Consider the following 7900-nt stretch of genomic DNA (forward strand, 5'->3'; position numbering starts at 1 on the left):
GGGCAGCCGATGAACTTCAGCACAGAACAGCGCCACACGATCGAGGGGCTCTACCGGAGCCTGGAAGCCGATGACACTGGCACCGCGGTGTCGGTCATCGTCAAGACGCGCGGCGAGACGTGCGACATCGACTGCCTCTACTGCTACGAGAAGCGCAAGGAGGCCCCTGGGGGTGCCCGGGTCAGCGCCGACCAGATCAGGCGCCTGGCCGACATCTTCAAGGGCCGCAAGCTCGCCGTCGAGCTCCACGGCGGCGAGCCCCTGACGGCGGGGCGGGAGCACATCGGCGAGATCCTCGCGGAGCTGGCCAGCATGCAGCAGGTCGTCCGCGTCAGCCTGCAAACCAACGGCGTCCTCCTCGACGCCGACTGGCTGGACATGTTCGACGCCCTCTGCCCGGACCTCCGGATCGGTATCTCCCTCGACGGTGACGCTCAGGGCAACGCCTGGCGTGTCGGCTACGACGGCAAGCCCGTGTATCCGCGCGTCGCCGCCTCCTTGAACCTGCTCGCGGAGCGGGGCCGGAGCGTCGGTGTGATCGCCGCGGTCACCCCGGCGGTGCTGGACCGCGCCGAAGAGGTGCTGGACCACCTCGCCGGCTTCGGTTCGGTCAACGCGATCAGTTTCGTCCCCTGCTTCGACTCCACGGTCCGCCGCTCCACGGCCCTGCCGAGCAGGCGCAAGTCGGCCAGCCGGGTGCTTCAGCAGGCTGCTGTGAACGCAGCCGATGGCCCGGCCTGGGCGATCCATCCCGACGAGTACGCCCAGTTCGTCCTTGCCGCCACCTCTCACTGGATCACGGCCGGACACTTCGCCCGCATCAAGCTCGAACCAGCCGTCTCCACGATCCGGCGATTACGGGGTCTGACGACAGGCTTCTGCCACTTCTCCGACCTCAAGTGCGATCACGTCTTCACCCTCTACCCCGATGGCCGCCTCGGGAGCTGCGACGAACTTCCCTGGCCCCAGGCCCGCCTCACCCAGCTGGAGTCCACGGCCGACGAGCACGAGGTGGTCCGCGCCCAGCAGGACTCCCTCCTCCTGGATCAGGGCAAGGCCCTCATGGACAAGTGCACGACCTGCGACTACCGCACCACCTGCGGCGGAGGGTGCATTGCTACCCGCTGGCGCCAGGACCCTGTCGACGATCACGATGCGTACTGCGACTACCGCATGCGGATGATCGACGGCGTCGCCGCGCTACTGGCCCAGCCGGCGCATCCCGTCGGTGCTTGGTGCCAGAACTTGCGCTGGCGCCCGCGCACCCCGAACAGCATGCGCGACGTGAACGCCTTCCTGACCAGCTGGGACGCTCCCGACCTCGCCCGAGGCGAAGTGAGGCTGCACACCAGTGAGCACGGAAACATCAACACCGTGGGCCTCGCCGGCATCCACGAGGCCGACGACCTGACCCCTGCCCACCCAATGTGGCGGGCGGCCATCGAACCCGGCGTCTGGCCCTTGGTCGACACGGTCACCCGAGCCTGGGGGCTCGTCACGTACGACAGCTGCCAGGGCCACCAGTACACCGGCGCGGACCTGGTTCCCACGGGGCTGCGCGTCGGGCTCCTCCCCCGCGACCGCCAGGAGTACGCCCGTACTGCCGCGGCCCTGTGTCGGGCCGCCGCCTTCGCGAGCGCCCTCCTCCCCGCAGGCATCGAGGTCAACGTCGGCCGCTCAGAGCTCACCTGCGAGAACACGGGCACCACCACCCCGGTCCTCGACCTGAGCCTGGACCCCGGCTCCGGTCAGGGGTGGGACGGATACTTCGCTCGCCTGAACGAGGCCGCCGCTGTATTGGCCGCAGCCCTCGACGCCGAACGCCCCAAGGCCGACTCCGCTTGCGCCTGCCCGCTGCCGGTGTTGCCGCAAGCCCCCGAGGGGGCGCTGCGGTGAAGCCCGGCGACACGGCCACCATCCACCAGCTCCTGGGACGCATCGCCTACTTCCACACCCTGTTCATCGAACCCGTCCTCGTCTCCAGCGAGCAGCCCGGAGCAGGCGAGCCTTGCTGCAACCACAACGACACCGCGGGATTCGGACAGCCAGACGTCGGTGCCGTGCTGGCCAGTACCGCTTGGGCGGTCCTCGACGAAATCGCAACCACGGTCGGCGAGCATCTCCTCCTCTGCCCAGACTCCGATCACCGGTGCTGCGCGGTCTGCCGCGTCGCAGCCTCCGGCGCCGCCATCGCCCAGGCATGGACGGTCACCGAGCACCGGGCATACGGCCTGCCGCTGCCCGCGGACCCCCTCGTGCGGGCCTGCCGCACCACGGCCGCAACTCGTCTCGCGCTCGTCTTCACCCAGCAGCACGGGGCCTCGTGCGGCGGCCTGGCCCAGGCCGAGGCACTTGACGCCGGCCTATTGCCCGACAGCAGCGACTTGCCGTTGACCGGAGAGCTCCTCGCGCTGTGGCAGGACCCGCTGGCCGCCACCCGCAGCCCGGTCGTCAGCTGGCTCAACCACTGCACAGACCTGAACGACATCCACAGCGTGCTCCAGCAAGGGGGAACCACGAAGTGATCCACATTGCCGAGACCGTCGGCGTCGGAAGCATCGAGAACTTCCTCAGCGATGCCGAGCGGACCCACCTCGCCGACCTGATGAACGACGTCCTGACCAGCGGCGGCACCAGCCGCTTCGGTGACGAGCGCCGTACCTCCATCCACGAAATCCCCGGTCACAGCCCCGAAGAGGCCATGGCCGTCTACGAGCCGGCCGGACGCGTCGAAATCCCCTCGATCCCCGAAGCTGCCGAGAAACTCCTGAGTGACGCCTTCGAACGCGCTCGTCCGGCGCTCTCCCGTGTCATGCCCTCGATCACCCTGTGCCGCCCGTGGACGTACGTCGAGTACGGCGTGGGCCAGCACATCACCAGCCACCTCGACGGCATCGCCCCCGACCCGCTCGCCTGGCCCCGCCAGATCGCCGGCATCAGCGTCGTGATCACCCAGGCCGACGCCGGAGGCGACTTCTACGTCGAGACCGCCTCCAGCAACCGGCTCTGGAACGGCAAGGCCCCCGATGCCGCCTCGAACGGCTACGCGGAGGGCATGTGGCTGGCCCACGACGGAGCCGACAACTCCGCGACCTGGTTCCAGCAGATGCCGCGCACCCGCTGGAGCGTCGCGCCGGCCCTGGGAGCAGCCCTGCTGTACGGCTCCCAGCTCGCGCACGGAACCCTCCCGGTCACCGCTGGCCGGGTCGCCAAGTTCATCAGCTGGCTCATCGCCGAACCCGCCACGGCCGGGTGAGCGCGTGCTCCTGGCCTTGGAAGGCATAGCCGGCGCCGGAAAGAGCACCCTCCGCGACAGGCTCTTGGCCACCGCCCACGCCGAGGACATCCCCCTCAGCCACATCGGCCAGTTCTCCTGGCTCTCCCACTCGGCCACTCGCACGCTGATCCGCCTGCGCGCCGGGCTCGGCGGCGACGAGCAGGAGGCCATCGAGGCCGCCACCACGGATCTGACCCTGCACTCCCGCTTCAACATCGCCGTCGCCCTCACCGAGGGCCCGGTCCTCGCCGACCGGCTCACCCTCTCCACCGCCTGCCTGCTCGCCCTGCTCCACCAGCAGCCAGTCGACGCGTACGTCGAGCGCCTCGCCGAGCAAACCCAGGCCCGTCCGCAGCTGACCGTTCTGCTGACCACCGAGCCCGACATCTGCCACGACCGCATCACTCAACGTGCGACAGAGCGTCGCTTCACCGAACAGCCCGAGGCCGCCGCACGGCTGGCCGACCTCTACAACGAGGCCGCCGACGCCTGGACGAAGGCCACCGGCCTGCCCGTGCTGAAGCACCCCTGCACGACCCACGCCGACCTCGAAGCCCTGGTGAACGCCTGCATGGAGGACCTCCGCTCGGCCGACGGTCCCACGCCCCCGAACAAGGAAGCGAGCCGATGAACCTGCACCCGATGCATCCCGCAGCTTGGGTCCTCGATCAGCTCCGCACGGACGGCTGGCACATCATCAATCTCCTCGCGTTCACGCGGGCCAGCACCTTGGTCAGAGCGAGCCGCCCCGGCCAGGAGGACGTCGTGCTGAAGGCGGGCTTCGGCAGCAACCACGTCCTGGCCGAGCTCGACCCCAGCGAGAAGCTCGCCGCGTACGGCTTCTACTGGTACGCGCAGATGACCGAAACCGAACGCGCCCTCACCCGTGAAGACTTTCGCCACGAGGCGGAGCTGACCGCCACCGCTGGAGGAACCGATCACATCGTCCCGCTGCTGGAACAGGGCAGCTCGGAGCGGTTCGACTGGTACACCATGCCGCACTGCGACGGCGGAAACTTCCGGGCCTTCATGGCCTCGTCGAAGGACACCGGCAAGGGCCTCAGCGTCCTTGCCGACGTCGCCGACGGCTTGGACAACCTGCACCAGCGCGGAATCGTCCACCGCGACGTCTACCAGGAGAACATCCTCATCGACCAGGACCGGGGCCTGATCACTGACCTCGGAGCTGCGCGCCGCCTGTCCACCCCTCGCGGGCCTGAACACCGCGGCCCCGAGGTCCACTGGCCGCCGGAGTACCTCACCGGCTACCACGAGGCCACCCCGGCAGCCGACGTGTTCAGCCTCGCCGTCCTCGTCTACCGCTACCTGTGTGCGGACATCCCCCGGCTGGCCGGTCACACGAAGCTGCCCCTCATCCCGGAGCCTCTGCGCGGCGTCGTGACCGCCGCGCTGTCCGACGTCGTGGGCGATCGGCCCGCCATGAACGACCTGTGCATCGCGCTCCGCACCGCGGCCGACCTGCACCAGCGCTGACAACGCGAGGGAGCCCTCATGCCCAGGGCGAGATCTCCGCCCCCTTAGCCAGCACCACAGCACAGCAAGCGGAACGAGCCGAAGCCAACGAGACCGAAAGGCGGAACACCCCATGAACCAGGACCGCATCGCCGACTTCCTCGCCAACGTCGAGGACCTGCGCGGCGAGGACGAGACCGTCCGTACCACCGCCCACACCTCCAGTGTCTCGGCCGAGGGCTGGCCGGCGGCCGAGGCGGAGACCACAACCGCCTGAACACCCTTAGCCGCTCGGCGCTCTGAGCGCCGCCGGTGAACACTCCCGGGGCCGGGCCGCCAGCACCTGCGGCCCGGCCCTGGGCCCACCACCGAACAGGAGAGCCCTCTCATGCACACCCTCGCCGACCTCTTCGACCTCCCGCCGATCGACCGCCTGCACCACGAGCGCACGCAGCGAATCCACGCGGTCATCCGCCCCGGAGTCCAGGAGCCTCAGTCCAGTACCAGTACGGCGGCCGACTACTGCCTGGCCCACCACGCCCTCGAAGGAGCCGAAGCCGCCGCCCGCGCCGGCGATGCATCGACCTTCGACTGGTACGTCGCCCACCCCGACGTGGGTGCCACCACGGGCTCCGTCCCCACCGCGGTCGGCGCCCGCGTGGTCGTCGCGCCCACACCCGCCGACCTGCCCCGATCTGCCATCTCCGAGACCCCCTACTACGTCCTGGGCCCTGGTACCGAACCCGCCCAGCCCCACCTGTGCAACCTCGCGGCCGACGCGTATGCCAGCGCCGCACGAGCGGGCTTCGGTGACCTGCTCGCCGCACACGCCGTCGTCCTGTGCCTGCTGCGGACGAAGAACCTCGGCGAGACCCTCGACAGCTGGACCATCAGCCGCCTGCCCGGCACGGTCTTCATGGACCACGTCGACAACCCGATCGTCCTGGCCCGCGACCTCATCCACGAGGCCGGGCACAACTGGCTGAACGACGCCCTCGCGGCAACGGGATGCAAGATCAGCGACACCGCGCACTTCCACTCCCCGTGGAAACAGACGATGCGGCCAGCGTTCGGCTTCCTCCACGCCTGCTGGGCGTTCCCCCTCACCATGCTGTTCACCGCCCACGCGCTGAACAGCACCACGGGAGACCTGCACCGGTTCCTCACCGCCTACCTCGACCAGCAGCGAAGCCTCCTCGCTGGCACCGCGCCCGATCATGCCCGCGCTCTGGAGCTGATCAGCGACGCCGGTCTCCGCCACCGCCTCGCTGCCGCCCACCACCAGGCCCTCGCCCTGTGAACGCTCCCCGCGACGAGCAGCCTGGCCTGTCCCTGCTGGTCCATCGGCCAGGCGAAGAGCCCACTCTTCTCCACACTGGTCTGGCCAGCCTCGAACACGGTCTGGCCATCGGACCGCACACCACGTTCAACGTCGGCTCGGTTGCGAAGCAGATCACCGCCCACCTGATCCTGCTCGCTGCGCGTGATGATCTCCTGCGCCTGGACCAGCGGGCCGCGGACCTGCTGCCCCGCCTCAAGATCAGCGATGTCACCGTCGCGGACCTGGTCAACCACCGGTCGGGCATACGCGACGCCGAATCCCTGCTCTCTCTCGCTGGCTTTCGGGACCTCGACCACTACACGGCCGACGATCTACGGACCCTCGCTTACCGCCAGGACCAACGCGCCGTCCCCGAAGGCAGCTTCCTCTACAGCAACACCAACTACCTCCTCCTGACAGAGATCCTGGAAACGGTCCACCGCACCACGCTGCCCGACCTCGCCCGGCACCGCGTTTTCGGCCCGCTCGGTATGCACGCCACCCACTTCAAGACGGACCCTCGCCAGGTCATCCCCAGAGCCGCATTCGCCTACCAGGCCACCCACCACGGCTGGCGGCACACAGAAGTGCCGGTCACCCTGCCCGGCCCCGGGACCCTGTGGACCACCGTCGGCGACCTCGACCGCTGGCTCACCCACCTCCTCCAGCGCTGGCAGCACCCGCACCAGCTCCCCTGGCAGGAATCTGTCGACTACGAGCCCAGCGACCACGAGCCCTACCTCTACGGCCCGGGGCTGTACGCCGACGCTCGCCCCGGCCGCCATGCCGTCTTCCATTACGGTCACGAACAAGGCTTCTCCGCGGCTGCCCACGTGGAGGCGCTGGGGCTACGCGTGATCGCCCTGTCCAACAACGCCGGGCTCTCGGCCGACCGCGTCACCGCCGCCATCCTCCGGAACCTCCACCAGCAGCCGACGCTGGCCCCGAACGAGGCCCTCGTCCGCGCAGCAGCCCGGGAGCAACCCCCAAGCGCTGCCGTACAAGATCAGCCCACACCCGACGACCTCGGCCAGCACACAGAGCTCGGCACCTTCACCTGCGACCAGGCCCTCGGCAACCTTCGCCTCACCCGCAGAGCCGACACTCTCCACCTGTGGCGCCGAGGGACATGCGACCGGCTCACCCCCACGGGTTCGGGAATCTACGCAGGCAACGGCTACAGCCTCACCGTGCCCAGCGGCACGGGCCAGGTCGACCGCTTCACCCTCGACCTCGACCGCGCCCCCGGACTCACGTACATCCGCCAGTAGCCACCGCCGGAAGGCGCCATCTGGATTGCCTACCCACAACCGGTAGAGACGCGAACCGAACTGGAGACTCCTGATGCTCAACCACCTGGTGATTCCCGGGATCGCGGCGTACGCCCACGAAGGTCTGCCCACGCCCGCCCAAACCGATGACTCGAACACGTGGGTCGACGGTGTCTGCTGGCTGTACTGCGGCCAACGCCGAACACGCGTCTTATGGATAGGGCCGGCGAGCGTCGCGGGCATGCAAGCCCCCATGTTCGCCTGCGGCCCGTGCATCTCCGAACTTTACGAGCGGGTATGGCAGTCCATCCGTCTCCGAGACGAACCTCACCGGAGCTACACCCATACGCGAGGCGAGGTGGACGAGCATCCCAGCCCCCGCAGAGGCCGCCACCGAGCCCGCACCAGTCCCCAGCGCGCACAGACCAAACACCCGCCCGAATAGCGATGGCGGATGATGATGCAATGCCACGAAGTTAAGAGTTCGGCGGCGGTGTCAAGGGTGGGCGAGATGCAGGAGGGGCCTCTGCTATCCAGGGGTTCGACCAAGATCTTCCT

The 7900-nt window shown here is 69.1% G+C and carries 8 protein-coding genes; all 8 read left to right on the top strand.

What is annotated here, in order from left to right:
- The first annotated feature begins 9 nt into the window (after positions 1 to 9).
- The 8 genes from ACIQUT_RS37395 (at position 10) to ACIQUT_RS37430 (ending at position 7342) form a co-directional block, all read left to right on the top strand.
- Complete coding sequence (locus tag ACIQUT_RS37395) at positions 10 to 1896, top strand: radical SAM protein (RefSeq protein WP_403569827.1); 1887 nt, start codon at positions 10 to 12, stop codon at positions 1894 to 1896.
- Positions 1893 to 2525, top strand: a complete 633-nt coding sequence (locus ACIQUT_RS37400; RefSeq protein ID WP_403569829.1) for a hypothetical protein — start codon at positions 1893 to 1895, stop codon at positions 2523 to 2525. The genes ACIQUT_RS37395 and ACIQUT_RS37400 overlap by 4 nt, the downstream gene beginning before the upstream one ends.
- Entirely contained in the window at positions 2522 to 3256 is a 735-nt protein-coding gene (locus ACIQUT_RS37405; protein WP_403569831.1) for a hypothetical protein, read from the top strand. Before ACIQUT_RS37400 ends, ACIQUT_RS37405 begins: the two co-directional genes overlap by 4 nt.
- A gap of 4 nt (positions 3257 to 3260) precedes the next feature.
- Positions 3261 to 3908 (top strand): hypothetical protein, encoded by a 648-nt coding sequence (locus ACIQUT_RS37410; protein WP_403569832.1) that lies wholly within the window; start codon positions 3261 to 3263, stop codon positions 3906 to 3908.
- Positions 3905 to 4771, top strand: a complete 867-nt coding sequence (locus ACIQUT_RS37415) for a protein kinase (RefSeq protein ID WP_403569833.1) — start codon at positions 3905 to 3907, stop codon at positions 4769 to 4771. Before ACIQUT_RS37410 ends, ACIQUT_RS37415 begins: the two co-directional genes overlap by 4 nt.
- A 112-nt stretch (positions 4772 to 4883) precedes the next feature.
- Positions 4884 to 5027 carry a hypothetical protein gene (locus tag ACIQUT_RS37420; protein WP_167347301.1) on the top strand — a complete coding sequence of 48 codons (144 nt, stop codon included), beginning with the start codon at positions 4884 to 4886 and terminating at the stop codon, positions 5025 to 5027.
- Positions 5028 to 5138: 111 nt separating this feature from the next.
- Positions 5139 to 6050, top strand: coding sequence for an aKG-HExxH-type peptide beta-hydroxylase (locus tag ACIQUT_RS37425; RefSeq protein WP_403569834.1), 912 nt, complete (start codon positions 5139 to 5141; stop codon positions 6048 to 6050).
- A complete protein-coding gene (locus ACIQUT_RS37430; protein ID WP_403569836.1) occupies positions 6047 to 7342 on the top strand; it encodes a serine hydrolase domain-containing protein in 1296 nt (431 codons plus the stop codon). Before ACIQUT_RS37425 ends, ACIQUT_RS37430 begins: the two co-directional genes overlap by 4 nt.
- Positions 7343 to 7900: the final 558 nt, after the last annotated feature.

This window comes from Streptomyces sp. NPDC090445 (genome assembly GCF_044769385.1).
In the GTDB taxonomy this organism is placed as follows: domain Bacteria; phylum Actinomycetota; class Actinomycetes; order Streptomycetales; family Streptomycetaceae; genus Streptomyces.

What these genes read in the sequence shown, in the direction of transcription:
- ACIQUT_RS37415 (WP_403569833.1), top strand. Translation starts at nt 3,905, where the DNA reads ATGAACCTGCACCCGATGCATCCCGCAGCTTGGGTCCTCGATCAGCTC.
- ACIQUT_RS37425 (WP_403569834.1), top strand. Translation starts at nt 5,139, where the DNA reads ATGCACACCCTCGCCGACCTCTTCGACCTCCCGCCGATCGACCGCCTG.
- ACIQUT_RS37420 (WP_167347301.1), top strand. Translation starts at nt 4,884, where the DNA reads ATGAACCAGGACCGCATCGCCGACTTCCTCGCCAACGTCGAGGACCTG.
- ACIQUT_RS37395 (WP_403569827.1), top strand. Translation starts at nt 10, where the DNA reads ATGAACTTCAGCACAGAACAGCGCCACACGATCGAGGGGCTCTACCGG.